Origin of the sequence: Providencia sp. PROV209, assembly GCF_028479485.1 — a bacterium.
In the GTDB taxonomy this organism is placed as follows: Bacteria; Pseudomonadota; Gammaproteobacteria; order Enterobacterales; family Enterobacteriaceae; genus Providencia; species Providencia alcalifaciens.
In genome coordinates this window covers 100,234-126,592 of record NZ_JAMPNR010000020.1, presented here as the reverse complement: position 1 = coordinate 126,592, position 26,359 = coordinate 100,234, and the positions used below count along the sequence as shown (strand labels likewise).

Here is a 26,359-nt window from a genome sequence, read left to right as displayed (position 1 = left end):
TTTTGGTGGGGTTTTGGGGAAGAAAATAATTGCTTATAAAACAAACAGAAACACCATAACACTCCTTATGCGTTTAATCATAATAAGAAAATCGATATTTTAATAAATCAATATATACAATAAGTTAAAAATAGATAAAAAACATTATCGAAATAAAACATTAATTTAATTTACGTGTAATGAAAAAACTCTTCTGGTATACATATGCATTTTATGCATGTATATAAACAGTAAGTAGCAAACTGAAAGGACAGAAATATGAATACAGGTACGGTGAAGTGGTTCAATAATGCGAAAGGTTTTGGTTTTATCTGCCCAACAGATGGCGGAGATGATGTATTTGCACATTACTCCACAATCCAAATGGACGGTTACCGAACACTGAAAGCGGGCCAGAAGGTTAACTATAGTGTTGGTGCTGGTCCTAAAGGCTCTCATGCTGACGTCATTATCCCAATTACTGAAAGCGGTGAAGAGAAAGCAGAATAAATTAGGGTAATAGAGCACAGTTAATTATTTTTAAGGGGTAAATAATTAACTGTGGCTATTTAAATTAAAACAATTCCAAATTAAGAAAGCACGCAATAAATATTATTGTTCTTCCGTGGCTTGTAGATGGCGCATATCTCCATACAGTTCAGTTAATAACTGATATTGCTCTTCGTCATAAAAAGCGCACTTGCCTTCACCGAATTCTTTTGCCACTTCAATCATAAATTTTACGGTCGTTGCAATATCCACTTCATGACTCGCCCCCGTTGAACAACCCGGTACAACAGTTTCCGTACAAATTGCAACACCAACAACAGGTACTGTCGTCGAAACCGCTGGCTGCATGATACTGTTTAAATGATGAAGCCCATTACCATAAGGAGTGATATCTTGGATTGCTAGTGGGAAAGTGACCGCATTCTGTCCACTACTCCATTCCATTAAACGCAGCAAATCCTCAGAAACAGGCAGGATATATCCTGATTTAACCGTAGGTGATAGTGCGTACCCTTTATGGTTAATCAGGCGATTTCCTTTAGTCGTATCCACCGATAAAATCGCATCTGCTTCAGGAATGCTTTCGTGGAGATTCATCGTCACATCTTCCAACGGGGAATCCATAAAATCGACTGGAGTATGTGGACGAGTAGGTGCATTTGGGCAGATATGCGTGGTAATGATCACATCGCCTAATAACGTGTCACCTCGCTGCTGCATTTGCGCCAGTTTTAATCCTGTTGTGATGGCGGCGATTGCACCATCAGCATCAGAGACAACGCCAATGCGTGAAGGTCTTGCACCGAGTCCACCTAAACGCCCAATAATGCCGAGGGTTGGCGCATTTTTACCTTGAGACTTACCTTGTTGACCGGGGATCGTAATTCTGACGAAATCACTTTGACCTTTTTGATCGACGACAGTCGTTGAAATGACTTGAACCTCGGGGAAATCTTGAAACAACTGAACGACATCATGCCCACTTACATTCGCACAATCGAGTAGCTCATAAACGCACAAAGTTTGCTTTAGAGTCATTGTACTTCCTTTAATTCTAATTATTTTTTTCGAGTTTTAGAGCGAACGAGCACCAAAAGGGCACCCGTTCGCTCTGAATACCCCTTAACTAAAGACAAAGGGTATATTTCCTGATGAAGGCGTATTCACGCACTTTGAATGGTATTTAATTATTATTTACTGCGACTACTCATTACTGCTTACTGAACTTTTACGACTATTTTTACTGCTTTATATCACAAGGCTTTTGACTACTTGGCACTACGCTCTAGCCAATAAGGATCGCCTACCATGCAACCTAGATAAGACGCCTTACGGCAAAGGTCTTGAGACAGCTGTGTCATTATCTCATCGGTCATTTGCGACTCTGGAAGACTTAAACACAACGCATACAATGTATTTTGTGAAGGGTCGTACACCGTACTGGATACGGAAGCGACACCTGCAACTGACTCATTGACTGAAAACTCCCAACCGCGTTGTGTAATCGCGTCAATACGCTCTTTTAAACGGGACCGCGTGTCTTCAGGTTCTAAATTAATTAAGTTTGTCCGTTCATTGACGGGTAATCGTGCTAATAACGCACGTCCAGTTGAGGTTCCGCCAATCGGTAAACGAGTTCCTGGCTGCGTAATGACTTGCAGCATACTGTTACCAAATCGTGCATGTACGACACGCACTTTATCTTCGTCTAATGCGGAAACATAACTGGTAAACCCAGTATCTTTCGTCAAACTGTCTAATACTTCCAACGCCATATCGATTAAATGGTTCATGCCTCGAGCTCGATGGGCAATTTCCATAATCAATAACCCAGGACGATAAATCGGTGCGTTATTTTTCTTTTCGAGCAACCCCAGTTCTGCCATCTGCTTTAACAGACGTGAAGCAGAACTTTTAGGCATGGACAGCTCATTTACCAATGTAGTCACCGTGAGCTCATCACCTGAACGTAAAAACAGGCGAAACACATCGACAACACTTGTTAAAATACTCATACCTGCATTTCCTGCGCCAGTAAGCCATAATTTAGAGGCTTTCTGTCTCTTAAATAAGGCACATTTAATCGCGTATGTGCTTGAAGGCGAAAATCAATTTCACCGACTAATAGCGCTTCACTTTCACAAGATGCCTCGCATAGCACTTGCCCTCGTGGACCGACAATTTTACTACCACCAAACAGGTGTAAATCTTCTTCATGCCCCCAGCGATTAACCGCCAGAAGATGAGTCCCATTTTCTAATGCACGACATGCCGTATTGATATCCCACATATCTCGGTCTTGAATACACCACGCTGAAGGCGCAATCAATAACTCCGCACCTTGTAACGTGAGGATCCGAGCGACTTCAGGGAATCCCATGTCATAACAAACCATCACACCTATCTTACCGATAGGTGTCTCAAACACAGGGAAGCTATCCCCGCTTTTGAACCATTGTTTTTCAATACCAAACGCATGAACTTTACGAAATACACCACTGATATTTTCACAGCCTGGATTCCATACACCCACCGCGTTGTAAACTTCACCAAGACGCTCACCGCGCTCAGCAAACCCTGACACAATCGTGATATCTAAGCGGGAAGCCAACTGGCTAAATAGGCAGTCAGTTTCACTGCCTTCAAAATCGCTTAAATCCCATAATTTTGTGGATAATAGATCGCCCCGATAACCCGTTGTCGCCAACTCTGGGAAACAGATTAATTTAGCGCCTTGAGATGCCGCCTGCTCGCACAGTTGCGCCATACGCTGCAAATTACCTGTTTTATTTCCGAGCTCAGAATTAAATTGAGCCAAAGCCACTTTTACTCGGTTATCGGTCATCTATCTGCCCTCAATCTAAATGAGAAACTTGGCGGAAATGGGTTCCTTTCTCGCCTCGGAATGCGGCTAATAGTCGCATACCAATCCAATAAGCCACCGCACCAACCAGCAAGGAGTTCAATGCTGGAACACCAATATCTGCATTAAATGGACCCAGAGCAGACGTTCCCCAACCCACGATAACAGCACAACACCACGCAACTAATGTTACTGGGTTATATGCTTCACAGCGTGTCGGTAAAATGCCTTGTTCCCGGGTAATATCCAGTTCTTTTCTGTCACGTTTTAAAAGGTAGTAATCTACAACCATAATGCCCGCGACAGGCGGAATCGAAATACCGAGATAAATTAAGAAGCTAATAAAGTTATCTAAGATGCCTAACATAGAAGCAACAGTACCAAAAATACCAATTACCCATGTTAAATAACGGCGATCAAAGCGCTTATTAAAGATGGCATTCAACAATGTTGAAAAGCCCAGTGACGAAGAATAAAGATTGATATCATTCATTTTAATTGTTGAGAAGATAACAATCGATGCACCTAGCAATCCAGTCAACGCCATCATCAAATCAAAAACTTGGCTTGTACGTAACGCTAAAGCCATTAAAACTGCAATCATGTTGACGAAAAGCTCGCCACAGAACGTACCAATTAAGGTCATCCAGAACACATCTTTCGGCTTATGCATAAAGCGGCTGATGTCTGGTGTTGTCACAGCAGAGATGATAAATCCACCAGCAACCATAGTAATTGCCGCTGGCATAGTCATTAACGGTCCGGCAGGTTCAGTGGCATTGATTAACGAACCAATATCCTGTCCTGATAATAAATTATAAGTTGCCCAACCGAGTGCGAATAAAAAGAGCGGTGTTGAAATATTCGCGGTAATAGATAAAAAGCGATATCCATATACCGTAATAATTGTCACCGCAATACCTGTAATAAGCGACCAGGTCCCTGGTGTTAGCACGTTAGTCGCTTTATACATACCATCAGCGAAGAAACCATTTTGGACGCCGAACCAACCCATTAAGGAGATAGCAATCGCTCCTCCAATTAATGCGGATCCTAGCTTTCCAAAACCAGCCCACCGAGACAGTAGACTGATTGACATTCCTTCGCGACAAGCAGCTGCTCCAAGCCCCCAGCTGACGACCTGTAAAATTACAGAGCCGAGCATCGTTGCCCAAAACGCCTGCCAAAACGTTAATCCATACCCAAGAGCTGCACCTAGCATCACTTGCGAAACGCAAGCGAGTGAACCGATACGGAGGATCAACACTTCATAAAACGGTCGACGAGCACTTTGCGGTACCCGCGCCAGAGAATAATCTTCACCTGCTTTATTTGCCATTTTTCATGCCTGCTGTGTATGAGTCTTTACTTGTGATTTATTGGCTTTTCGCTAAAGTTCCATTTAATGGAACTAGGTTTCATTTATTCTACAAGACGAATGATATCCACGATCAGTACCAAACCGCAAGTAGAATTTACCTTTTTGATAGCTTTTTTATTATCGGTTATTTAAATAAGAGGAGATATAGGAGGAGATAAAAACAAAATAAGCTGTAAATTAATGGGTTAAAAACTCCACATTTGATTAGAGAAATTTCATAAAAAGAGTTATCCCCAATAGATAATTCTAATTTCGACACGCCAATTTAGAGTAGTTTCTCTTTTCATTGCGCTTAATCTCACAAAATATTCGGCCTAAACAGACATTTTTCCTTTTTCCTGACATGTCATATTCATTTATACAAGAAAATGAGGACAGAAGTTGTTAGTTTTCTGATAATCCATTTTCAAGCATAGAATATCAATATGTACCCTATCCATTTTAGTACCATCTTTAACCAAAATAATCTGCTGAAATATATTCATAGTGATAAAAAAAATATCAAACATATCATTGATAAACTAAACCACATATCGAATATCAATAATTCCTTAAACGGTATATGCCAAGGGCTAATCCACCAATATATCGCTTATGAAAACAATCATCAGGGCTCTCAATTTATACAACAGCTAAATAGCGTGATTAATCTCGCAAAATTGGATGTTCCTAGTGATGATCCTCTACAGGATGCTAATAATCAGGCATGGAAGCAATTATCGGCACATGTTGCTCAACAGCACGCCATCGATGCGATACGATTACAAGCTAACCATGAACAATCGCACTACTACTATAGTCAGCAAACAAGGCTAAAAAGAGCCCATTTAGCGCCCAAATATCCCAGTGAAACTAATTGGCAATACATTGAATGTTGCTTAACAGCACTCAAAAATGATATAGATATGCAAAAATATTATGGCATCTCTGCGGCTCAAGAATGCAATTTAATTCGGGCGCTTTATCATAAAATTAAATGTGGTGAAAAAATAATCTTACCCGAATTCAATCTACTCACTCCAGAAATCAATAAAAAAATTAAACAGGGTGATAGCCTAACGGAAACAGAAGTTAAATTATTTTTGCAGGATGCTTACAAATATTGTGCCCTCGTTTGCGAATTTGATAGCACCCTGTTTAATGTCAAATCTGGATTAAAATACAATAAAACCGAATCTGATTTCAGCTATAAAAATACTCAACAGAGTATCGTTACGGCAACTGTACAAGACATTGAAACATTCATTAATGCTATCATTCAAAACCAGCAAAATTGTTCAATATCTTATTCCGCACATCACCATGCAACGGCGATAACAATAAGATATGACCCACAAAATAAGCGTCATTCATTGAGTTATTTTGACCCTAATGAAGGTGTTATAAATCTCACAAGTAAACAGCACCTACTCGATACCCTCCGCATACTCCCCAAAAATACCCATATCAAAAATGACGGCAAAATAATAGAAACCGCAGATATTGGGAAGTTTATTCCTATAGCGGATCCTTCTAACAAGCTAAAACTCCCCGATCTAGAGAAAGAAGTGGAAAAGCTAACCAAACAATTATTGGTCGGCAAAAAAACAACGCTAACTTTGTCTAACAAAAACAGGCTTTCTTTCATCGAATATGACAAGAAGAACGACTTTCTCTTTTTGGAGTTAAAAATGGAAAAAGAGTGTTATCAAATTATTAGTGAATACCGCAGCCTCAATGACACCATAAAACTTATCGAATCAACTAAATCAGAATATCAATGTTACCAAAACAAAAATATCTATATTGATTGGAAAGGAAGGATAGCTAATAGAATTGCATTCAATTCATGATATTGAAACCACGCTGCTCTTCCTCTCGAAGAGAAAAGAAGAGCAGCATTTTGCATTTAAATCACTCTCTCGCTAATGCATCAATTGGATTTAATTTGGCCGCGTTTTTGGCGGGTAGGAAACCAAAAATAACCCCAATTGCAGTGGAGCAGGCAAATGCACTGATTAGCGCGATAGGATCAAACTCAAATGTCCAACCTGGTAGCGCCATTTGGGCAATTAAGCTCACGCCATAAGATAACCCAATCCCCATTAAGCCACCGATAAGGCACACTAACACCGCTTCAATTAAAAATTGCTGCATAACATCCGAAGTTCGTGCTCCTACCGCCATCCGAATCCCAATTTCACGGGTTCTTTCCGTTACGGATACCAACATAATGTTCATCACACCAATACCCCCGACCACTAAAGAAATTACGGCGACGAGGGTTAAAAAGAGCTGCATCGTTTGTGTGGTTTTTTCAGCCGTTTTAACCAATGTATCAATGTTATAAGTAAAAATATCCTTCTTACCATGACGCAGCGTAAGCAAACGCACCAGTTGTTGCTCAGCCACTTTGGCATCAACACCTTCATTTACTCTCACCACAATGCTGTCATAGTAAGAACGGTTAATGAGCTTACTGTTAATGGTGGTATCTGGTAAAAACACCTCTAAACTTTTACTGGAGCCAAAAATTGACTTTTGCTCCCCCAATACTCCGATAATCGTAGCGGGCATATTGCCAATAAGTAATGTTTCACCCACCACATTCTGTTTGTTCGGGAAAAAACGTCGTTTCGTATTTCTATCAATGACAACTACAGGCGCACGCCGAGTTAGCATATCCTGAGTGAATCCCATCCCTTCAGAAAAATGGCTTCCATAAACTTGGAAATAATCGGTTCCTACCCCAGACACCCGAGCCACCGCATCCAAATTACCTTTACGTAACCGCGCGGATGTTTCAATAGAGCCCGTCACTGACTGTACATAAGGCTGCTGAGCAATTGCTGAAATGTCCGAGGCTTTCAATACTTGGCGGTTTTCAGGGTCATCACTACCAAAATCTTTGCCGGGATACACCGAGATCGTATTGGTCCCAATCGATTTAATATCATTCAATACCATCCCTTTAGCCGCATCACCAATCACCATAATGGAGACCACCGATGCAATACCAATCACAATCCCCAACATGGTCAGTAAGGTGCGCATTTTATTCACGACCATCGCTCGCCATGCCATCAGCAGCGCTTCACTGAATCGGCTAACCCACTGACCTAATGGATTTTTCCGTATGACGGCTTTGGCTGGAAATTCAGCGACTTTTACCGCAAGTGCACCAGAATCATTAATGATTTCGCCATCTTTGATTTCAACAATCCGTTCTGCTTGTTGCGCTACTTTTGGGTCATGGGTGACGATAATCACCGTGTGTCCTTGGGCACAAAGATCTTTTAAAATCTTCATCACCTCTTCCCCTGAATGGCTATCTAGCGCCCCAGTAGGCTCATCCGCTAAAATAACCTGACCACCATTCATGAGTGCCCGAGCAATACTGACTCGCTGCTGTTGCCCTCCAGACAGCTGGCTAGGACGATAATTGACGCGCTCCCCTAAGCCTAAACGTTGCAGCAATTTTTCTGCTCGTTCCTGTCGTTGCGCCTTACCAGCTCCCGCATAAATAGCAGGAATTTCAACGTTCTGCTCTGCACTCAAATGGCTTAACAAATGATAGCGTTGAAAAATAAAACCAAAATGTTCACGACGTAATTGCGCCAGCTGATCATTATCTAACTCTGCGATATTTTGCCCTGCAACATAGTACTCGCCTGAGGATGGTTTATCTAAACACCCAAGGATATTCATCAACGTCGATTTTCCTGAGCCTGATGCTCCGATAATCGCCACCATCTCCCCTGAATGTATTTTCAGCGAAACCTTTTTTAGTACCGTGATTTCCTGCTCACCCGCAGGGTATCGCCGTGTAATGTTATGCAGCTCAAGTAAGGTTGCCATGATTACAATTCCGTATCACTACTGCGATTAGTAATGACTTTATCCCCTTCTTGCAGCCCTTTAATAATCTCAACGGAGACATCATTGCGGCTACCAATTTCAACGGTTCTCTTTTGTGGTACACCGCCATTCAACACCTCCACTTCATAAACCTGTGGAGAAACTTCATTTCCTAAAGCGAGCAACGGAAGCAATAACACATTTTTATGAGATTCAAGTTCAATCACCACTTGCGCAGTCATTTGCAACTTTAATAAATGCTGGGGATTTGGTACTTCAAAGCGCGCGTAGTAAAAAATCGCATCATTGATTTTTTCAGGCGTAGGAAGGATATCTTTCAGTTTTCCCGCAAATTTTTTATCTGGTGCACCCAACACGGTAAAAGACGCACTTTGCCCTGGTTCAAGATAGATAACATCGGCTTCAGACACTTCAGCTTTTACCAACATTGTATCCAGATCCGCCAACGTCAAAATCGTCGGTGCTTCTTGAGCTGCAATCACAGTTTGCCCCTGCAACGTTTTGATAAACGTCACAATACCATCCATCGGTGCAGTAATTTGGGTATACTTCAAATTGGTTTTTGCCGTATCTAAAGAGGCGCGATTGCGTTTAATTTGTGACTGATACGTGGCAACTTTGGCTTTATTCACCTCGACGTCAGTCCTGGCTTTATCCAGTTCTTGGCGAGACACCGCTTGCACTTTTGATAAGCTTAAATGACGCTGATAGGTCACTTGCGCCAATTTTAATTCGGCTTGAGCCAGTGCCAAATTCGACTCTAATTCATGAATGGTTTCTTGGGATTCGGTGACCTCATTTTGCGCCTTTTGTGGATCAATCACCGCCAGCAGGTCGCCTTTTTTGACCGTATCACCTTCTTTTACATATAACGTTTGTAATTGACCACTGACTTGCGCACCAACATCAACTTTCCGCACAGCATCTAACTTCCCTGTTGCGAGAACCTGCTTATCTAAATCACCACGGGTTACATCAACCGTTTGGTAACTTTCTGGTTTCTGATTACCAAGAAAATACCACGCAATCATGCTCCCCATAAGCAAGGCTAAAATACCATAAATCCATTTTTTTCTTGATGTTGCCTTCATTACTCACGTTCCTATTTTCAATAAGAGGGCCGCCCCTCCCTTGAAAATAAGATAGCTGAATAATTATCTATCTTCACTAAACAGATTTAAGATTAACTGCAATTTATATCAATACGCCTTACCACGCGCGAGCCATGCAACGCGAGAGAACATGTTTCTTAACACTAATGGCACTGCGTCTGGACCCAATTCAGCTGCACGATTCACTGTCGCAAGTGCTAAGTCGGGCTTCGAGGTTCGTGCAATCGCTTTTAAGATAACCCGACGGGTTGAAACCCTCGCATTTTCAGGGATTTCCGCAATTTCATGGTACAAGCCTTGAAACCCTTCACGATAGAGAAAATGCTCCATATCGGGTGCAGGTAACATCGTTAAACGGTCTCGGTCTGAAGAATTAATTTTATTCGCGTAATGGGTGGCAGTTGCGGCATATTTCCTTCCTGCCTCATCCCCATCCGTTAATACATGCCACTCAATCCCCATTTTATTGGCAAATTTTAATAATGGTTTCAAACCACTCTGCGCAAAAGCAATGACTTTAATGCCTTCCGTTTCGAAGAAATAATTACACTGCCTCGCAAATTCACTCATTAACCAAATCTCTGTTTCACCTTCGACCAATAACCAACAACGGGCAAATAATGCAGATGGTCGATTAAAACGAATATGGAATGATATTTTGCGTAGCTCTTCCGCACTTAAATCTTGGGGGCTAAGACGATATGCCGATACCTTATTGGTATCACGCACAAGGCGACATAAACTGTCAATTGGCGCCTGAGAAAGTAAATCGCCAGAATTGGTCGTTGTGATCCGCTGCAATGAGAATAAGCTAAATAGCCCCCAAGCAATAGATAACATAATAGGATGTAGCCGCGTCTCAGGGTCTTCCACAATAATAATTGGGCGAGCATGTTTATCGAGCTCGATATTCCCTTTAGATTGCAATAATGATGAAAACATCCCTAAGATAATTAGGCGAATATTACGTTGATTAGGTTTTGCAATCAGCCGGTTAATATTATCCAATGCTTGCCAGCCGCGTTTCCGAGGTTCTAAGCTAATGATTGAATTATCCGCTTTCACCATATGACCGCTTTTTCCTGAAAAATAATGGCTCAGCAATTGCTGCATTGCGTCCACGCCATCTTCAAGGTCATTATCACTTAATCGTTCAGGGTTATTCACCAACGCCATGGTTAGCTCTTTAATCTGGTGATTAAAGTTTTCACGAAAATGGTTATCCCCACCCTGGATCGTATTCGGATTAATGGTGTTTAAAAAGCGGGCATCTCGTAAGCGGATCGCGGGATATAAACGAATAATTTCCTTAATGTACTTTCCGACATTATCAAGAGATAGCTTGTTCCCTCCTGAATTTAGGAAACACTTATCCACTACAACACTATTATCGTCTTTTAATTCGGCGCTCACTCGGTACAAAATATGTTTTAGATCGTCCCCATTATCAACCCAGACAGAGGCTAGATTTTGAAAACGATAAGACTGATGTCGACCTGGGCGGCTTTCACAGAACTTTAGGACTATCTGCAAAGTACGAAAACGCGTTTCATCATCCCCTGTTGGATGGTGAAAATCATTAGCATTAAACTGGTATTCACGATGATCGGGAGAGAGCAAAATATCCAAGGCATCAAGTAGACTCGATTTACCCCACGAGTTTTCACCAATCAAGACAGTATTATTGTTAAGCTCTAAAGAAAGCCGGTTGATCCCTCTAAATCCATATATTTCCACACGTTCCAGATACATATCTCTCCCCTTACTGTCAAAACTGAGTTCGATTGTAACATCTCAACCATTCAGGAATCCGTGAAACAACCTGAACTATCACAAATAAAAGCTTACTTATTTAGCTAACTAATTACTAGACGAGTCAAAATAGTACAAAAAAACACGTTACGATACATGTTCCTGTATTGAGCTTATTTAATTGGTGATATAGGATGTTTATGCTTTATTTTCCAGCATTTTTCTCCTATTTTTAGTTAGTCAGCCATTGAAAAATATCTGTCACCTACATGATATTTAGCATCACAGGCTAAATTTATTACTGTTTCGATAGCAATACCCCTGAAAGTTTAAATATAATCTTTTGTTTATATTGATATAATTTATGTGTAGTTAATGAAATAAAAAGGGCACCGACATGTATTCTGGCTTGCTGATTATTCTTTTACCTCTGGTTCTTGGTTACTTGATACCTATAAAAAATAAAAATGTTCTTCATCGAGTTCATCAATCTTTAAACTCGATGGTGTACGTGATTTTATTTTTAATGGGTATTACCCTCGCGTTGCTTGAAAACCTCAGTGCCCATTTAGTGTCCATTTTAGTTTATGCCCTAACCTTCTTCGGCTGCATTTTTGGCTTAAATGCACTCTCATTAATCCTTCTCGATAAACTTGATCCGTGGAAAGTTCCGCAACACAAGCAAGAAAAACCCCCTTCTCGCATCAAAATGGTCTTTGAATCCTTGCAACTGTGCGGTGTATTACTGGTGGGTTTTCTGGTGGGCTTAACGGGGTTTAAATTTCTACATTATGCGGATAAAGGTAGCCAAGTCGCCCTCATGTTGCTGCTCTTACTCGTCGGGGTTCAACTGCGTAATAGCGGAATGCATATTCGACAAATTTTAATCAACCGCCGAGGAACAACTATCGCCTTAGTCATGGGGGTCAGCGCCCTTATAGGTGGCGCAGCCGCCGCCTTTTTCCTTGGACTTCCTATCAAAATGGGGTTGGCGATTGCCTCTGGATTTGGTTGGTATTCCCTCACAGGGATCTTAATTACCGATGCCTATGGTCCTGTTATGGGCAGCGCTGCATTCTTTAATGACTTATTGCGCGAATTAACGGCGATTATGCTGATCCCGCTGATCATTAACCGCTATCGCTCAACCGCTTTAGGTATCTGCGGCTCAACATCGATGGACTTTACTTTACCGGTATTGCAACGCAGTGGCGGTGTTTCAATTGTCCCTGCAGCCATCGTTCATGGGTTCGTTTTAAGTCTTATTACGCCAATTCTTATGGCATTCTTTACATAAGTAGAATTTCAGTCACAATAGCCGTTAATTTAGGTATCACAGGAAATTAACATGACGGGAAAACCACGAGTTTTAGTACTAGGCGCCAGCGGCTATATTGGGCAAAATTTAATTCCTAAATTATTGGAAGAAGGTCATCAAGTCACTGCGGCTGCCCGACGTGTAGACTGGATGCTATCCCAAGGTTGGTCCGATACTCGTTGTATCTATGTGGATTTACATCAACCCGAAACCCTAAAAAATATCATGGATGAAGTGGATATTGTCTACTTCCTCGTTCACAGTATGGCAGATCAAGCTAACCTCGTTGAGCGTGAACGTGAGGCGGCTCGTAATGTGCAAACCGCATTACAGAACTCCAACGTTAAACAGGTGATATACCTCAGTGCACTGCAACACGGTCATACTTATTCACCGCATTTAATTGCAAGGCGCTTAACGGGAGAAATCCTGCGTGAAAGTGGAATTCCCGTGACTGAAATTCGCGCATCCATTATTGTTGGGTCCGGTTCCGCTGCCTTCGAAATAATGCGTGATATGGTGTATAACCTCGCCATTTTAACACCACCTCGCTGGGTTCGTTCGAAGTCATCCCCTATCGCCCTTGAAAATATCCTATACTACCTGACTCAATTGGCTCAGCTACCTGTGACTGAAAGCCGAGTTTTGGATGCTGGTGGTCCTGAATACATAAGCTATCAGGAGCTCTTCAAACGATTTATTAAAGTCTCCGGAAAACGCCGTTTATTAATTCCAATTCCTATTCCTGTCAGCATGATTTCCGTACACTTTATCAGCCTGATCACATCGGTGCCCCCATCTATCGCAAAAGAGCTGATCCAAGGTTTGCAACATGACTTACCTGCAGATGACAAACTCATTCGAGAGCTGATCCCACAGACACTGATTTCATTTGATGATGCTGTCAGAACAACGCTAGCAGAAGAAGCCAGTGCTATTGATAACTCGGATTGGGGCTACGACCCTGAAGTGAGAAAACGCTGGCGACCAGGTTACGGTTACTACCCTAAACAAGCCGGCTTCACCTTCAGCACAACCGCATCCACTGAGTCACTTTGGCATACCGTCCAACAAATTGGCGGAAAGGAAGGCTATTTTTACGCCAACATCCTTTGGAAAACCCGCGCCATGATGGATGATATGATGCTGAATAAAGTTAAATATGGCAGACCTGATCGTGAAACCTTACAAGTTGGTGATGAAGTTGATGGCTGGCGAGTCATTAATATGGAGCCAAACAAGCAACTAAGCTTGCTTTTTGGTATGAAAGCGCCAGGTTTAGGCCGGTTAACTTTCACCATTCATGATAGTGGAAACCTACGCTCAATTGATGTTCGTGCATGGTGGCACCCTGCGGGCTTCTGTGGGTTACTCTATTGGTTTGCAATGATGCCAGCGCATTTGTTCATCTTTAAAGGCATGGCTAAGCGTATTAGTGAATTAGCGGTTCAACGGGACAAACAGCTTGTGACAGAGCAGATAGCGGAACATCGCTCCAATAAGCCAGAATAAATTTAGCGTAAAAACCAAATTTTTATGCATAAAACATTGCATAAATATGCTCACAGGATTAATATCGCTGATAGTTAATTTAGATATTATTGGTAAGCATGAGCATTCAATTAAAAAACATAAACTGTTTCTACGGCAACCATCAGGCACTCTTTGATATTAACTTAGAGTGTACTGCTGGTGAGACAATGGTATTACTTGGGCCCAGTGGTGCAGGCAAGAGTTCTTTACTGCGTGTACTGAATCTTTTAGAGATGCCGCGTTCAGGTCAGCTAAATATTGCCAACCATCACTTTGATTTTTCCACTGCACCTGATGCGAAAGCGATTCGTGATCTGCGCCAAAATGTGGGAATGGTTTTCCAGCAATATAATTTATGGCCTCACTTAAGTGTCATGGATAACCTGATCGAAGCGCCGTGCCGTGTCTTGAAATTGACCAAACAACAAGCTCAAGATAAGGCGGCTAAGCTGTTAGAGCGTTTACGTTTATCTCAATTTGCCAATCGCTACCCACTGCATTTATCGGGCGGTCAACAACAACGTGTCGCGATTGCTCGCGCCCTAATGATGGAACCTCAAGTTCTATTATTTGATGAGCCAACCGCCGCGCTTGACCCAGAAATCACCGCCCAAGTGGTAGACATTATTCGTGAACTTTCAGCAACAGGGATCACACAAGTTATCGTGACCCATGAAGTTGAAATTGCCCGTAAAACTGCGAGCCGTGTGGTCTATATGGAAAACGGTCATATTGTAGAGCAAGGAGATGCTAGCCACTTTACTTCTCCTCAAACTGCAGCATTTGCAAATTATCTGTCCCACTAATAGATATAGGATTAAGCAATGAAAAAATTATTATTAGCTACATTATTAGGCGCTGTAACCCTATCTGCGACTGCGGCGGAAAAAGAGACGATCCGTTTTGCAACCGAAGCCACTTATGCCCCGTTTGAAATGTTTGATAAAAACAACCAAATCGTTGGTTTTGATGTGGATCTGGCAAATGCAATGTGTGCAAAAATGAATGCAACATGCACATTCACACACCAATCTTTTGATAGCTTAATCCCAAGCCTGAAATTCCGTCGTTTTGAAGCGTTAATGGCGGGCATCGATATTACCCCTGAACGTCAACAACAAGTGGATTTTACTGAAACTTACTACCCTAACTCAGCCGAGTTTATCGCGGTAAAAGATAAAATTACGGCAGTTGACCAGCTAAAAGGCAAAAAAATTGGGGTACAAAACGGGACCACACACCAAAAATATATTATGGAACAACATAAAGACATGACTGTTGTTCCCTATGATAACTACCAATCTGCGATTTTAGATCTGCAAAATGGTCGTATTAACGCTGTGTTCGGTGACACCGCAGTTGCTGATGAGTGGTTAAAAGCGAAAGGCAATGAAAACTTAGCGCCAGTCGGCGATAAAGTGACAGACCCACAATACTTCGGCATCGGCTTAGGTATCGCCGTTCGTAAAGGTAACAAAGAATTGTTAGATAAGATGAACAAAGCCTTATCTGAAGTTAAAGCAGATGGCACATACGATGCTATCCATAAAAAATGGTTTCAACAGTAGTCGATATAATTAATGAATGACTTTCTCTTTTTAGCAAGTGCCGCCGGTATTACCGTCGGCCTTGCCGTTTCAGCCCTGATTCTTGGATTAGTTCTCGCGATGCTATTTACGGCGTGGGAATCCGTTCGATTCAAACCACTCGCCTTTTTAGGGACATGCTGGGTCACGCTGATACGTGGTTTGCCCGAATTGCTGGTGGTGCTGTTTGTCTATTTTGGAACGCTCCAGCTAATCAATTTGTTAGGGGATGGTATCGCCATTAACTTGGGTTTCTGGCAAGGTACTTTCCAAATTGATCCGAGCATTTTCTTTGCTGATAGCGGCGAGTTTGATTACACTCCATTTTTCTGTGGTGTCATTGCCCTTGCGCTGTTATACGCCTCTTACGCCTCACAAACCCTACGAGGTGCATTAAAAGCTGTACCTTATGGTCAATGGGAAGCCGGATTGGCACTTGGATTAAGCAAAAGAACCATTTTCTTTCGCTATATCATGCCGCAGATGTGGCGCCATGCCTTACCAGGCTTAGGCAATCAATGGTTGGTGTTACTCAAAGATACCGCGCTAGTCTCCTTAATTAGCGTTAATGACTTAATGCTACAGACTAAAACTATTGTAAACCGCACCCATGAGCCATTTACTTGGTACGCCATTGTGGGACTGATTTACCTCGCTATCACGCTATTAAGCCAGTTGGTACTCAAACGCATTGAACTGCGCACCACCCGTTTTGAACGGAGTGACGCGAAATGATTGATTTAATTCTGCAAATTTTACCGGGATTACCAACCAGCTTGTCACTGACCTTCAGTGCGTTGTTCGTTGCTTTCATTTTAGCTATCTTCTTTACGCTAATCTTATCCCTCAAAACGCCCGTCGTTTCACAAGCGGTTAAGGTCTATATCACCTTATTCACCGGAACGCCGTTATTAGTCCAATTCTTCTTGATTTATAATGGTCCAAGCCAGTTTAAATCCCTGCAAGATTATCCTATGTTGTGGGAGTTTATTTCGACCCCATGGATATGTGCAATGGTTGCGCTGGCATTGAATAGTGCGGCGTATTCCACATTGCTATTCCACGGTGCGGTAAAAGCGATTCCGTCGGGTCAATGGCAGTCTTGCCAAGCATTAGGGATGAATAAACTGCAAACCATGCGAATTATTCTCCCCTATGCATTTAAACGTTCACTCTCATCCTATTCCAACGAAGTGGTATTGATTTTCAAAAGTACTTCTCTCGCCAGTACCATTACGATGCTAGATATTATGGGCTACAGTAGCCAAGTATTTGGTCAGACATGGGATGTGATGGCATTTGTCGCTGCGGGAATTATTTACCTCGTCGTGAATGCTATTCTGACGTTAATTATGCGTCTGATTGAGCGCAAAGCACTGGCATTTGAGCAACGAAGTTAGCGGTAGTGTGTTGTTGTATTAAAAACAGAAAAAGTTTGGTAATCCACCAAGCTTTTTTTATGCCTGAAAAATCATTCATAGCTAATTAATTACATGCTAATTGTTTTTTGAAAGACACATATGTATCCCTGCTTAGAATACCTAACCCAATGATAATGAAAGCTATAAGAAGGTTAATCTCTATGTACTGCGATACAAAAAAAATAACGTATTTTAATCAAAGTGAAATTTTAGATTATATTGATGAACATTTAACGGATGATTTTAAACACCGACTCACTACATTTTCTGATATAAAAAAAATTAACTCAGGAATTTGCCGAGGGATTTCTTATGCTTTTCTGATGTATGAAAATAACAATCAGGGAATTAAATACATTGAAACAATGAACAATAATTTCAATACAATAAAAAATATAAATAAAAATAACACGTTACATGAAAAAATAGAGAACTACTTAAAACCATTAAATGAGTCAATTTTCAACACTCTAATATTTGAAGGAATTAACGGTCAAATTGATTACATGAAATCAGCTGCACTTAATCTCATATCCAATAAAACGAATAATTTTGCAATACCAAAAAGAAAAAAAGATGCATCTGATCTAAGTCACATTAAGAATATAATTAAAAAAAATCCAATGGAAAACTTCATCTTGAAAGGTGACATTATAATCAGTGAACAAGAGATTATAGATAATATTGAATATATATATAGAAAAATAGCTAATCCTAATTTAGAAATAAATGACTTATTAAGCCATCACCCTAATTTAAGGTATAAAATAGAAAAAAAAATCCCTTTAATTGATAGTGAAACTCGTGTTTTTTTGAAGCTTTGCTATTCTTTTATAGCAAAAAATTACGCAAAAAAAATAACAGAGAGAAAACTACAATCTGGTTTAATAAATAATAATACTTATATTGTTCAGCATCCACAAAATAATATCCTAAAGGGTAAAGAACGAACACTAAGAGAGCTAATATATGATATAGATAGAGAGTTAAATAAAAAAAACACTTTCTATTGCTTATTAAGTATAATAGGTCACTGCACTGCAATTGCAGTCAAAAGAGATGAAACCAATAACAAAATACTATATACATATTTCGATCCAAATAATGGAGCAATTTCCACTTACAATAAAAATGATTTTTTTAAAGATATCAATAGCATTATTCAATCTGAAAAAGAAAATGGCTATACAAAAAAAACTCCAACAGGTATTCCTTTAGTAAATATAACAAAAGTAAGTCAAAATGAAGATAGCCAATATCGTTTCACATTACCTGAGTTTGCCCCGAACGATATTCAAAACTATATAAAAAGCAAATTAATAGAAGATAAAGTAAAAATAGACCTACCAAATGGATTTAAAATACAGCTTAAAAACCATGATCCTATTACCCATATAACTCAAGCTACCATTTATGGACATTATAAACAGTGGGATATCCATTCAACTGAAAGCGATGTCAAAAAAATGGTTTCTACAATTACTGAAAAGTTGCCGTTAATTGAAAGTAAACAAGGGGATGCCTATATTGATGTAAATGGTAGCGTCTATTCTCAGAAACTTAAATTCAGTTTGAAGCGGGTCTTGAAAAACGCTCTTAAATTCCATTAGGTATGTCTAATCATAGATAGGGTTCCCCCCCTATCTATGAGAATAATCACTTGCGCTTCAATAAGCTCAGTACTTCATAGTGTGCAGTATGTGGGAACATATCAAATAATTGAACTTTACAGACTTCATACCCTGATAATAACGCAAAATCTTGTGCCATTGTCTGAGCATTGCAGCTGGAATAAAGAATATACTCAGGGTGCATATCCGATAAATAGTTGCACAAATTCTTACCAATACCACGGCGTGGTGGATTCACAAGAACTAAATCAGGAATATCGTCACGGCTAGTCGCAAAATTCGTCGAATCTAACGCTTGAAACTCAACATGTTGTAAACCTAGCTCTTGAGCAGATTGGCGAGCACACTCAATCGCTGGCGCACTAATTTCAATGCCTGTTAATTTTGTTGTCTTATCCGCGCAATGCAAACCAAATCCACCTACACCACAAAACAGATCCCATAAGCTAGTGATATTCAGTGCTTTCACCCACTCGCGAGCAGTTTGATATAGCTGAGATGCCACAATCGGATTCGTTTGGAAAAAACTTTGTGGGCGAATAAATAGAGGAACTTGGTTAAATTCATCTCGCAGCACATGCTGCTGCGTGAACATAATTTCCTGTTCACCCTCTAAAATAGCCATATGAATAGGTTGAATATTGGCGGTGATCACTGCCAATTGTGGCAATTTTTCTTGTAACCAAGGCAATGCGTTCTGTAACTGTGCAATTTTTTTATCGGAGCGCAAAACAAAGCGCAGCATGAATTGCTTGGTATGCCAGCTTTGAGTCAGCAAAATATATTTTAACTCACCGCGCTTACGCTCAATGTTATAAGGCGTTAGACCGGCTCTAGCAATAAAAGGAATCAACTTCGCAAAAACTTGAGAAAACTCGGCCAGATATAACGGGCACTCCGTCAAACTGACAGCAACACCATCACGATTAACAATCCCCAAAATAGGCTTTTCAACGCTGCCGCTTACGACCATTTTGGCTTTATTGCGAAATGCTTCAGCCGGTCCTGTTATAGGAGTTAAAAATAAGGACGAATCAAGAGAAGGCAATAACGATTGCAAATGGTTTTGTTTGCGGGAAATTTGCTGTTCTGGCGATAATTCGAGCCATTGACAGGAGAGGCATTCTCCTGCCAAATATTTTTCACAGTGCATAGGATATTTAGTGAATAATTACAGACGGTTTATCGTCGGAATCAGATTCTACCTCATCATCTTCCACTTCGGCTTCTTCAAACTCATCGTGGTTAGCATACAGCAGATTATTACTGAAGATTTCAAAGACAATACTGGAAATTTGCTCTTCCGCTTCTTGAATAAAATGACTAAATTGGCGGTATGTCATACCCGCACCTAACGAAAATGATTGGCTGACGACTAATTTAGGCAGGTTTTCATTATTAATTTCGAGAAAAACCTTCGCAGTTAACGAGCTGGCATTAATTTGGCTAATATTCGCGACCAATGTAATAATCGCTGTTGGCTTAAGTTCCGCCAGTGCTGATAACACGAGGACATTATTAATAATGTCTAGTTTCGCATCAAATATTCCATCAATGTTTTGCATATGCGGAAGATGCAGCGCAGCACAAGAATCACACTCGAAATAAGAGGTTTTGAGTTGGTCGAGCCACTCACGTAATTGTGAGATATCTGGGTAACAAATGGAGTCCATGATCAATAACCTTCTTCAACTCAAAATAACGGCACAACAAAAATAACACTATTCATTCTAACAAATAGAAAGCGGATAATTTTCACACATCATCAGTCTAAACACCAGTAAAACCATGCTCAGTTCTACTTTTCGTCTGGTTTATCATCATCTATTGGATCATTTTTAGACTGCCGACGATCACGGCTCGCGCTGCCCGATTTATTATCAATGCCTAAAAAAGTAAGTCCATGCACTGCGCGCCAAATAATGTTGATCATCGCAGGGATCAGGCACCCCATCCCAACCAGTATCATTGAGATGATCGCACCTGAACTCGCCAGCCAGTCTGGGAGAGTAATATAGTTATTTGTGGCAAGTAATACAGTGACTAATAATATGATTCCAATACCTTCTAGGAAAAGCACAGGCTTTGGCATATCCGCTAATGAGCGCATCGTTCCCTTCGTTTCTTTCGTGGGTTTTTGCTGTTGTTCCATGATGTTTTCCTTCATTTTATTGCCTTGCACTGACAGTATTGTTACAACGATTAGCGAATTATATATGCTGCCTATAGCTATGAAAGGAAAATTCAACTTTTATTTCTAAGCTGATGTTGGCATAGTATTGAGCATTATTATTTCGTATCTGATTAGTCATTAGAATCTGAGTTCTAAATTTAAGGAGATATTATGTACACTGTTATTTTTGGTCGCCCTGGCTGCCCATACTGTGTTCGCGCTAAAGAACTTGCAGAAAAACTGAAAAATGAACGTGACGACTTCGACTATCGCTATGTTGATATCCAAGCAGAAGGTATCTCTAAAGAAGACTTATCTAAAACTGTGGGTAAAACTGTTGAAACCGTGCCTCAAATTTTCATCGATGAGAAACACATCGGTGGCTGCACTGATTTCGAAGCATATGCTAAAGAAAATCTGAGCCTGTACAAATAATCAATATTACAACGCTCTTTCTTTTATAAAGCCTCAAATGAGATTCCTCTTTTGGGGCTTTACTTTTTCTTTTTGTGCTATGAAAAAATATTTTCATCAAAAATTGCACATTTTCCGATCATAGTGAGAACTTTCCTCTTTTCTCGTAGTCTTAATGAGTGCCACTGCTTTTCTTTGATGTCCCCATATTGAGGAGCCCGATAGCCATTTGATTCTTTCATGCTATCGGGTTTTTTGTGCCCAGCGCTTTTACATTTCCCCTGATAAATCACTGTTATTGAGCAAATATTGATTGAGTTAATGTTTAACAAAAAGTAAATTTGTCACCTTGAGTAGCAAGGTCTAGGGCAATCTAGAGTTATCCCCATTCCATTGCTATGTCCTATCTTCTTGAGAACACATGTCCGAGGTACTTTGATCGTGCTGGAACAATTAAATCTGGATCTTTTTAACCTGATCAACGCAACGCCTGAGTCCGCCAGTGGTACGATTGCATTAGCCACTGTGATCGCTAAACGCCTGATCCTTATTTTCCCTCTATTTACTGTCGCCTGTTGGTTTTGGGGCGCGCAGCCAAATATGACTCGCCAACGTGCCTTCGCGTGTAAAACGGCTTATGCCATTGTCATAGGTTTAGTAATTTCTTGGCTGATTGGCTACTTTGCACCTCACGATCGCCCATTCGTGACAGGGGTCGGTTCTAATTTCTTAGATCATGACTCAACCCCTTCTTTCCCTAGCAACCACGGAACTATCGTCTTTACTTTTGTTTTTGCTTTCTTATTTTGGCTAAGAACATGGGTTGGTTTTGTCTTTATGATTCCCGCTATCGTTATCGCATGGTCACGTATTTACCTTGGCGTTCATTGGCCGCTAGACATGGTTGGCGCATTTATCTTAGGTGCCATTTCTTGCGGTTTATCTCAGTTAATTTGGGTTATGGGCGGCAGCATTATCCAGCAGCCGATAACTCGTCTATATCACCTTGTTTTTAGCGCTCTCATCCGTAAAGGATGGATGCAGCCATAATCGATTATTGAAAGTACTGGTCTTTTATCGGAGTCAGTACTTTCCTTTCACTTTCCCCGCTTTTAAATATTGAGCTAAATCAAAGTTTGTTTTTATTTATTTTCTCCATGATTAAATTTATTTGAATTTATCAAATAAATATTAAAACAAATAATTAACAAATATCTTGTAACGTTTTCTTATTATTTTTTTCGACGAAAAATAAGTATTCAATTACCAATCTTAAATCTCCCAAAATAATTAACATATTTCCCAAGGGCATTAATTAGCCACAAAAATTAATCACGTGATTAATTAATTAAAGCCAACCAATAAAACCAAACAAAATCAATGCAGTAAGAATAATTCAGTGAGCATAATTTCGAGACTAATAACCGTGTATTGCCATCTAGATATACGGATAGTTTGTAGTCTGAACAGGGTTAAAAAATTTATTAACATGATAATGCTTTTAATGTTTTGTATTTTTATATAAATAAATTTGTCGAATAATCATTTTAGGAACATTGCCTAAAATCTATGAAAACCAGCACTAAGTTAAATTTCATTAACAATTTTACAAAATTCACTGTGACCTGATAAACATGGGGGATATTTCTCTTTTGAGATAATGATCACGGCATTTTGTTCTGCTAAAATGTAGATTCACACACTCAAAATCCACCTTTAAAAATTACTTATAAAATTACAAAACTGATTGAAAATGAATTTCATATTCATCTGAGTTTTATTTCCAATCAGATTGTTACGTATTAAACCATTATTCATGGCTAGACAGTGTATTAACCGATTGTTTATTGGATGAACATTTATGGAACAGTCGATTAATCGTACAAAAAGATTAAGAGCCTAGTGATATAGGCACCCAATTTTATTTTTACTTTTATTTTCGGAGACTATTATGGATACAACAAAAGTTGGTTCCATCAACAAAACAGCCTCGCAAACAGGGAATGCTACCGCTTGGCGCAAAACAGACACCGTATGGATGCTTGGTCTTTACGGTACTGCAATTGGTGCTGGCGTTTTATTTTTACCTATCAACGCAGGTATGAGTGGTCTGCTACCCGTCTTACTGATGTTGGTACTTGCTTTCCCAATGACATTTTTCGCTCACCGTGGTTTAACACGCTTTGTACTTTCCGGTTCAAAGAAAGACGGTGACATCACTGAAGTTGTAGAAGAACACTTTGGTCGTACAGCAGGTAACTGGATTACCCTGCTCTATTTCTTTGCAATTTATCCTATTCTGTTAGTTTATGGTGTTTCTATCACTAACAACGTCAACAAATTCCTGACTGAACTTTTAGGCGTTGGCGCTCCACCACGTTGGTTGCTGGCACTGATTTTAGTCGGTGGCGTCATGGCAATCGTGGCATTCGGTGAAAAATACATCGTTAAAGTCATGAGTATGCTGGTATTCCCATTCATCGCCGTACTGGTTGCATTCTCACTGTACATGGTTCCACACTGGAGCTCCGATGTTCTGAGTACTTTATCGTTAGATAGCGTGGCTGAAGCGGCTAAAGCATCCGGCGGACAAAGCATTTGGATCACTATCTGGCTAACAATTCCAGTGATGGTGTTCGCGTTTAACCACTCACCAATCATCTCTGCATTCTCAGTGGCAAAACGTGAAGAATATGATGAAGCCGCAGAAAAGAAATGTTCACGCATTTTGGCTTCTGCCCACATCCTGATGGTTCTGACTGTGATGTTCTTCGTCATCAGCTGTGTATTCACGCTATCATCAGCAGATCTTGCCGCAGCTAAAGCGCAAAACATTAGTATCCTTGACTATCTGTCTGGTTACTTTGATCAGCCGTTCATCAAATACGCAGCAGCTATCATCGCCTTTATCGCTATCATCAAATCATTCTTAGGTCACTACTTAGGTGCTCGTGAAGGTTTCAATGGTTTAGTTGAGCGTGCGTATCGTGCGAAAGGTAAAACTATTGATATCAAGAAATTAAACCGTGGTACTGCGCTGTTCATGCTGGTAACAACGTGGTTAGTCGCAACGCTGAACCCAGGCGTACTGGATATTATTGAAAGTTTAGGTGGTCCAGTCATCGCAATCCTGCTGTTCTTGATGCCAATGTATGCAATCAGCAAAGTTCCTGCAATGCGTAAATACTCCGGTAAACTCAGCAACATTTTCGTGGTTATCATGGGTCTAGTCGCAATCTCCGCTGCAACTTACAAGTTATTCTTCTAATTAAAAAAATTAGCAAATAATTAAGTAAATCTAAGCCCTCAATTAACCTATATCAATCTGGTTAATTGAGGGATCTTCTATAATCATCTTACTGACAACAAATACCCTGTAATTGGCAGTTTGATGGGGATCCTTCAATATAGGAAGACAGAATATGATTAGCGTATTCGACATTTTTAAAATCGGTATCGGACCATCCAGCTCACACACTGTCGGCCCTATGAAAGCCGGTAAGCAGTTTGTCGATGACCTCATCCAGCAAAATCTTCTCACTAAAACCACACGTATTTCCGTCGATGTTTATGGTTCTTTATCGTTGACAGGTAAAGGCCACGCCACTGATATGGCGATTATTATGGGTTTAGCGGGTAATCTGCCCGATACGATTGATATTGATGCTATCCCAGCATTTATGCGCAATGTTGAGCAAACAGGCAAACTGTTGCTGGCAAATGGTCAACATGAAGTTGATTTCCCAACTGAAGGTGGGATGAATTTCCATTCAACCAACCTACCATTACATGAAAACGGAATGACTATCACTGCATTTGCGGGTGATAATATTCTGTATACCAAGAATTATTACTCCATTGGCGGTGGCTTTATCGTTGATGAAGAGCACTTCGGTCAAGAAACTGAAAATGCAGTCCAAGTTCCCTATCCTTATAAATATGCAGCTGATTTACAGAAACATTGCAAAGAGACTGGCTTATCGTTATCGGCTTTAGTCATGCAAAATGAGTTAGCCCTGCACAGTAAAGAAGAGATTTCTGAATACCTCGCTGCAGTGTGGGATGTCATGAAGTCGGGTATTGAACGTGGTGTGAGTACCGAAGGTTTATTACCCGGTCCATTACGTGTTCCTCGCCGTGCTGCCGCACTACGTCGCCAGCTAGTCACTTCAGATAACAACAATATCGACCCAATGGCAGTCATTGACTGGATCAACATGTACGCGCTTGCCGTCAATGAAGAGAACGCGGCAGGTGGTCGAGTTGTTACTGCGCCGACAAACGGTGCTTGTGGGATCATTCCTGCCGTTTTAGCCTACTACGATAAGTTTATTCGCCCAGTTAATGAAAACTCGTATACCCGCTATTTCTTAGTGTCCGGCGTCATTGGTACATTATATAAAATGAATGCCTCCATCTCTGGCGCTGAAGTCGGTTGCCAAGGTGAAGTGGGTGTTGCTTGCTCTATGGCGGCGGCAGGATTAGCGGAGCTAATGGGGGGCAGCCCAGAGCAAGTGTGTGTTGCCGCTGAAATCGCCATGGAACATAACTTAGGCTTAACCTGTGACCCAGTCGGTGGGCAAGTGCAAGTACCGTGTATTGAACGTAACGCCATTGCCTCTGTTAAGGCTGTTAATGCCGCACGTATGGCATTACGCCGTGTGAGTGCGCCAAGCGTATGTCTCGATAAAGTGATCGAAACCATGTATGAAACAGGCAAAGATATCAATGCTAAGTATCGTGAAACATCACAAGGCGGTCTGGCTATAAAGCTAGCTCACTGTGAATAATCCTACACCATACATACAAAAAGGGCCTGCAATTGCAG

General features: G+C 40.7%; 23 protein-coding genes. 13 read left to right on the top strand and 10 right to left on the bottom strand.

Annotated features, from left to right (window positions below):
* Positions 1–258: 258 nt before the first annotated feature.
* The gene (gene cspD, locus PR795_RS14380) at positions 259–489 is read left to right on the top strand and encodes a cold shock domain-containing protein CspD (RefSeq protein ID WP_006657712.1); all 231 of its coding nucleotides are present in this window, start codon (positions 259–261) and stop codon (positions 487–489) included.
* 102 nt (positions 490–591) lie between these two features.
* Here cspD and PR795_RS14375 read toward each other — a convergent pair whose 3' ends face one another.
* From PR795_RS14375 to PR795_RS14360, 4 genes are all read right to left on the bottom strand, one after another.
* A complete protein-coding gene (locus tag PR795_RS14375; RefSeq protein WP_006657711.1) occupies positions 592–1,527 on the bottom strand; it encodes a DUF1177 domain-containing protein in 936 nt (311 codons plus the stop codon).
* 230 nt (positions 1,528–1,757) lie between these two features.
* Positions 1,758–2,504, bottom strand: coding sequence for an IclR family transcriptional regulator (locus PR795_RS14370; protein ID WP_006657710.1), 747 nt, complete (start codon positions 2,502–2,504; stop codon positions 1,758–1,760).
* On the bottom strand, positions 2,501–3,334 hold the full coding sequence (locus PR795_RS14365) for a nitrilase-related carbon-nitrogen hydrolase (RefSeq protein ID WP_272516882.1): 834 nt from the start codon (positions 3,332–3,334) through the stop codon (positions 2,501–2,503). The genes PR795_RS14370 and PR795_RS14365 overlap by 4 nt, the downstream gene beginning before the upstream one ends.
* Before the next feature lie 10 nt (positions 3,335–3,344).
* Entirely contained in the window at positions 3,345–4,691 is a 1,347-nt protein-coding gene (locus PR795_RS14360) for a purine-cytosine permease family protein (protein ID WP_006657708.1), read from the bottom strand.
* Positions 4,692–5,158: 467 nt separating this feature from the next.
* Between PR795_RS14360 and PR795_RS14355 the strand changes: the two genes are divergently transcribed.
* Positions 5,159–6,565 (top strand): hypothetical protein, encoded by a 1,407-nt coding sequence (locus PR795_RS14355; RefSeq protein ID WP_181480712.1) that lies wholly within the window; start codon positions 5,159–5,161, stop codon positions 6,563–6,565.
* 61 nt (positions 6,566–6,626) lie between these two features.
* On the opposite strand, the gene macB is transcribed toward PR795_RS14355, so the two are convergent.
* The 3 genes from macB to PR795_RS14340 form a co-directional block, all read right to left on the bottom strand.
* Positions 6,627–8,570 carry a macrolide ABC transporter ATP-binding protein/permease MacB gene (macB, locus tag PR795_RS14350; protein ID WP_006657706.1) on the bottom strand — a complete coding sequence of 648 codons (1,944 nt, stop codon included), beginning with the start codon at positions 8,568–8,570 and terminating at the stop codon, positions 6,627–6,629.
* Positions 8,571–8,572: 2 nt separating this feature from the next.
* A complete protein-coding gene (macA, locus tag PR795_RS14345; protein WP_036974662.1) occupies positions 8,573–9,682 on the bottom strand; it encodes a macrolide transporter subunit MacA in 1,110 nt (369 codons plus the stop codon).
* Positions 9,683–9,790: 108 nt separating this feature from the next.
* On the bottom strand, positions 9,791–11,455 hold the full coding sequence (locus PR795_RS14340) for an ATP-dependent nuclease (protein ID WP_006657704.1): 1,665 nt from the start codon (positions 11,453–11,455) through the stop codon (positions 9,791–9,793).
* Between the two features lie 397 nt (positions 11,456–11,852).
* On the opposite strand from PR795_RS14340, the gene PR795_RS14335 reads away from it, so the two are divergent.
* The 7 genes from PR795_RS14335 to PR795_RS14305 all read left to right on the top strand — a co-directional run bounded on the left by PR795_RS14335 (position 11,853) and on the right by PR795_RS14305 (position 18,923).
* On the top strand, positions 11,853–12,752 hold the full coding sequence (locus tag PR795_RS14335; RefSeq protein ID WP_006657703.1) for a lysine exporter LysO family protein: 900 nt from the start codon (positions 11,853–11,855) through the stop codon (positions 12,750–12,752).
* A 51-nt stretch (positions 12,753–12,803) separates the two neighbouring features.
* A complete protein-coding gene (locus PR795_RS14330) occupies positions 12,804–14,285 on the top strand; it encodes a DUF2867 domain-containing protein (protein ID WP_006657702.1) in 1,482 nt (493 codons plus the stop codon).
* Between the two features lie 98 nt (positions 14,286–14,383).
* Complete coding sequence (gene artP / locus PR795_RS14325) at positions 14,384–15,112, top strand: arginine ABC transporter ATP-binding protein ArtP (RefSeq protein ID WP_006657701.1); 729 nt, start codon at positions 14,384–14,386, stop codon at positions 15,110–15,112.
* Positions 15,113–15,130: 18 nt separating this feature from the next.
* The gene (artJ, locus tag PR795_RS14320) at positions 15,131–15,874 is read left to right on the top strand and encodes an arginine ABC transporter substrate-binding protein (protein WP_006657700.1); all 744 of its coding nucleotides are present in this window, start codon (positions 15,131–15,133) and stop codon (positions 15,872–15,874) included.
* A gap of 12 nt (positions 15,875–15,886) precedes the next feature.
* Positions 15,887–16,627: an arginine ABC transporter permease ArtQ gene (gene artQ / locus PR795_RS14315; RefSeq protein WP_006657699.1), complete on the top strand. Its 741-nt coding sequence runs from the start codon at positions 15,887–15,889 to the stop codon at positions 16,625–16,627.
* On the top strand, positions 16,624–17,292 hold the full coding sequence (artM, locus tag PR795_RS14310; RefSeq protein ID WP_036960863.1) for an arginine ABC transporter permease ArtM: 669 nt from the start codon (positions 16,624–16,626) through the stop codon (positions 17,290–17,292). The genes artQ and artM overlap by 4 nt, the downstream gene beginning before the upstream one ends.
* Positions 17,293–17,474: 182 nt before the next feature.
* The gene (locus PR795_RS14305) at positions 17,475–18,923 is read left to right on the top strand and encodes a hypothetical protein (protein ID WP_272516881.1); all 1,449 of its coding nucleotides are present in this window, start codon (positions 17,475–17,477) and stop codon (positions 18,921–18,923) included.
* 46 nt (positions 18,924–18,969) lie between these two features.
* On the opposite strand, the gene rlmC is transcribed toward PR795_RS14305, so the two are convergent.
* The 3 genes from rlmC to PR795_RS14290 all read right to left on the bottom strand — a co-directional run bounded on the left by rlmC (position 18,970) and on the right by PR795_RS14290 (position 21,096).
* Positions 18,970–20,097, bottom strand: a complete 1,128-nt coding sequence (gene rlmC, locus PR795_RS14300; RefSeq protein WP_181480709.1) for a 23S rRNA (uracil(747)-C(5))-methyltransferase RlmC — start codon at positions 20,095–20,097, stop codon at positions 18,970–18,972.
* A gap of 7 nt (positions 20,098–20,104) precedes the next feature.
* Entirely contained in the window at positions 20,105–20,617 is a 513-nt protein-coding gene (locus tag PR795_RS14295; protein WP_006657695.1) for a YbjN domain-containing protein, read from the bottom strand.
* A gap of 125 nt (positions 20,618–20,742) precedes the next feature.
* Entirely contained in the window at positions 20,743–21,096 is a 354-nt protein-coding gene (locus tag PR795_RS14290) for a YbjC family protein (RefSeq protein WP_006662250.1), read from the bottom strand.
* Between the two features lie 192 nt (positions 21,097–21,288).
* On the opposite strand from PR795_RS14290, the gene PR795_RS14285 reads away from it, so the two are divergent.
* The 4 genes from PR795_RS14285 to PR795_RS14270 all read left to right on the top strand — a co-directional run bounded on the left by PR795_RS14285 (position 21,289) and on the right by PR795_RS14270 (position 26,321).
* A complete protein-coding gene (locus PR795_RS14285; RefSeq protein WP_006657693.1) occupies positions 21,289–21,552 on the top strand; it encodes a GrxA family glutaredoxin in 264 nt (87 codons plus the stop codon).
* 420 nt (positions 21,553–21,972) lie between these two features.
* Positions 21,973–22,581: an undecaprenyl-diphosphate phosphatase gene (gene ybjG, locus PR795_RS14280; protein WP_272516880.1), complete on the top strand. Its 609-nt coding sequence runs from the start codon at positions 21,973–21,975 to the stop codon at positions 22,579–22,581.
* Positions 22,582–23,482: 901 nt separating this feature from the next.
* The gene (locus PR795_RS14275) at positions 23,483–24,799 is read left to right on the top strand and encodes a serine/threonine transporter (protein ID WP_006662252.1); all 1,317 of its coding nucleotides are present in this window, start codon (positions 23,483–23,485) and stop codon (positions 24,797–24,799) included.
* Between the two features lie 154 nt (positions 24,800–24,953).
* On the top strand, positions 24,954–26,321 hold the full coding sequence (locus PR795_RS14270) for an L-serine ammonia-lyase (RefSeq protein ID WP_036974669.1): 1,368 nt from the start codon (positions 24,954–24,956) through the stop codon (positions 26,319–26,321).
* The last annotated feature ends 38 nt before the right edge of the window (positions 26,322–26,359 follow it).

Excerpts from the sequence above, each read along its gene's own strand:
- PR795_RS14370 (WP_006657710.1), bottom strand. The coding sequence starts at position 2,504 with ATGAGTATTTTAACAAGTGTTGTCGATGTGTTTCGCCTGTTTTTACGT.
- macA (WP_036974662.1), bottom strand. The coding sequence starts at position 9,682 with ATGAAGGCAACATCAAGAAAAAAATGGATTTATGGTATTTTAGCCTTG.
- PR795_RS14290 (WP_006662250.1), bottom strand. The coding sequence starts at position 21,096 with ATGGAACAACAGCAAAAACCCACGAAAGAAACGAAGGGAACGATGCGC.
- PR795_RS14330 (WP_006657702.1), top strand. The coding sequence starts at position 12,804 with ATGACGGGAAAACCACGAGTTTTAGTACTAGGCGCCAGCGGCTATATT.
- PR795_RS14335 (WP_006657703.1), top strand. The coding sequence starts at position 11,853 with ATGTATTCTGGCTTGCTGATTATTCTTTTACCTCTGGTTCTTGGTTAC.
- PR795_RS14295 (WP_006657695.1), bottom strand. The coding sequence starts at position 20,617 with ATGGACTCCATTTGTTACCCAGATATCTCACAATTACGTGAGTGGCTC.
- artP (WP_006657701.1), top strand. The coding sequence starts at position 14,384 with ATGAGCATTCAATTAAAAAACATAAACTGTTTCTACGGCAACCATCAG.
- PR795_RS14305 (WP_272516881.1), top strand. The coding sequence starts at position 17,475 with ATGTACTGCGATACAAAAAAAATAACGTATTTTAATCAAAGTGAAATT.
- PR795_RS14270 (WP_036974669.1), top strand. The coding sequence starts at position 24,954 with ATGATTAGCGTATTCGACATTTTTAAAATCGGTATCGGACCATCCAGC.
- PR795_RS14340 (WP_006657704.1), bottom strand. The coding sequence starts at position 11,455 with ATGTATCTGGAACGTGTGGAAATATATGGATTTAGAGGGATCAACCGG.
- PR795_RS14365 (WP_272516882.1), bottom strand. The coding sequence starts at position 3,334 with ATGACCGATAACCGAGTAAAAGTGGCTTTGGCTCAATTTAATTCTGAG.
- PR795_RS14285 (WP_006657693.1), top strand. The coding sequence starts at position 21,289 with ATGTACACTGTTATTTTTGGTCGCCCTGGCTGCCCATACTGTGTTCGC.
- PR795_RS14275 (WP_006662252.1), top strand. The coding sequence starts at position 23,483 with ATGGATACAACAAAAGTTGGTTCCATCAACAAAACAGCCTCGCAAACA.
- macB (WP_006657706.1), bottom strand. The coding sequence starts at position 8,570 with ATGGCAACCTTACTTGAGCTGCATAACATTACACGGCGATACCCTGCG.
- artM (WP_036960863.1), top strand. The coding sequence starts at position 16,624 with ATGATTGATTTAATTCTGCAAATTTTACCGGGATTACCAACCAGCTTG.
- PR795_RS14375 (WP_006657711.1), bottom strand. The coding sequence starts at position 1,527 with ATGACTCTAAAGCAAACTTTGTGCGTTTATGAGCTACTCGATTGTGCG.
- PR795_RS14355 (WP_181480712.1), top strand. The coding sequence starts at position 5,159 with ATGTACCCTATCCATTTTAGTACCATCTTTAACCAAAATAATCTGCTG.
- PR795_RS14360 (WP_006657708.1), bottom strand. The coding sequence starts at position 4,691 with ATGGCAAATAAAGCAGGTGAAGATTATTCTCTGGCGCGGGTACCGCAA.
- artQ (WP_006657699.1), top strand. The coding sequence starts at position 15,887 with ATGAATGACTTTCTCTTTTTAGCAAGTGCCGCCGGTATTACCGTCGGC.
- rlmC (WP_181480709.1), bottom strand. The coding sequence starts at position 20,097 with ATGCACTGTGAAAAATATTTGGCAGGAGAATGCCTCTCCTGTCAATGG.
- cspD (WP_006657712.1), top strand. The coding sequence starts at position 259 with ATGAATACAGGTACGGTGAAGTGGTTCAATAATGCGAAAGGTTTTGGT.
- artJ (WP_006657700.1), top strand. The coding sequence starts at position 15,131 with ATGAAAAAATTATTATTAGCTACATTATTAGGCGCTGTAACCCTATCT.